The 1,327-nt window shown below is 35.0% G+C and carries 2 protein-coding genes; both read left to right on the top strand.

The features are described from left to right. The coding region (locus CXF61_RS12185) for a glycosyltransferase (protein WP_165598381.1) at positions 1 to 274 on the top strand (274 nt) is incomplete at its 5' end. Then, a partial coding sequence (locus CXF61_RS12180; RefSeq protein WP_193834226.1) for a glycosyltransferase occupies positions 271 to 1,327 on the top strand: 1,057 nt, incomplete at its 3' end. The genes CXF61_RS12185 and CXF61_RS12180, both read left to right, overlap by 4 nt.

The following is a 1,327-nucleotide window of genomic DNA, read 5'->3' as shown; positions in this document are numbered from 1 at the left end:
TAGAAAGGAAGCAACGCCATTAGTTTTAATTGAAAGCCAAGCTTACGGTTTACCTGCCATCGTATTTGACCATTTGCCAGGAGTTTTAGAATTAATAGATAATTCGGCTTTAGTAGCTAGTTTTAAGAACAAAGAAAGTTCTTTCTCAGAAGCAATGATGCATATAGAAAATGACGACATTCTTTATGAGAAGTTACATCATAACGCATTAGAAAATAGTAAGAATTATAGTTTAGATAACTTCAAAAAAAACTGGCTTGAGATTCTAGTATGAAAAGAGTATTGCATATCGTAGGAAAAATGGATCGTGCTGGTGCAGAGACCATGCTGATGAATCTCTATCGTCATATAGATCGAGATAAAATTCAATTTGATTTTATTACCTTCACTAATGAAGCTGGAGACTATGATGCTGAGATTATAGAGCTAGGTGGTAGAATTATTCCCGTTATAGCTAATAACCCTGTTGAGCGCATGTTAAAGCTTCAGAGGTTTTTAAAACAGAGTCCAGAGTACAATATTGTTCATGCACATATGTTACTAAGCAATGCCTTTCATTTATTAGCTGCAAAGGGTGCTGGCGTCAAGCATCGTATATCACATTCTCACAATACCAGTAATGGTCAATCTAGTGTGGTTAAAAAACTCTACGAAAAGTGGGCTTTGATAACTAATAGAAAATTAGCTACTCAAAAAATTGCATGCGGTGGGTTGGCAGCAGAATATTTGTTCGGCAGCAAAAAAGACGTATGGCTATTGCCAAACGCTGTTGATGTACGAAAAATGATAGAAGTCGCTGATAAGTCAAGAAACTATATTAGTCAAAAGTTTGATGATAATGGCCTAAAGATTATTCAGGTTGGACGTTTAAATAACGTTAAAAACCATCAGTTTTCTTTAAAAATTGCCCAAGAGTTAAAAAGACGAAAAGTAGATTTTACTTTATATATCATTGGTCAAGGTCCATTAGATGACGAATTAAAACAAAAAGTAAATGCATTATCATTACAAGATAACGTTAAGTTTTTGGGTATGCGCACTGATATCACGGAACTTATGTCTAGCGCAGACTATATGATAATGCCGTCTCTGCATGAAGGCTTCCCTGTCGTATTAGTAGAGAGCCAGACAGTTGGTTTAACCGCGTTAGTTTCAGACCAAGTATCGACCGAGGTAGACTTAGGTTTCAAATTAGTCAAATTTCTGCCTATTAAAGATCCAAATATATGGATTAATTTTATGTTAAGTTCAAAGCATACTAAAATCAATACTAATCTTATTAAACAGGAAGTTCAATCACGAGGCTTCGATTCTTACGTAAACTCCC

Source organism: Psychrobacter sp. 4Dc, assembly GCF_002836715.1.
In the GTDB taxonomy this organism is placed as follows: Bacteria; Pseudomonadota; Gammaproteobacteria; order Pseudomonadales; family Moraxellaceae; genus Psychrobacter.
The sequence above is the reverse complement of the archived record's forward strand: the minus strand, read 5'-3'. Positions and strand labels throughout refer to the sequence as shown.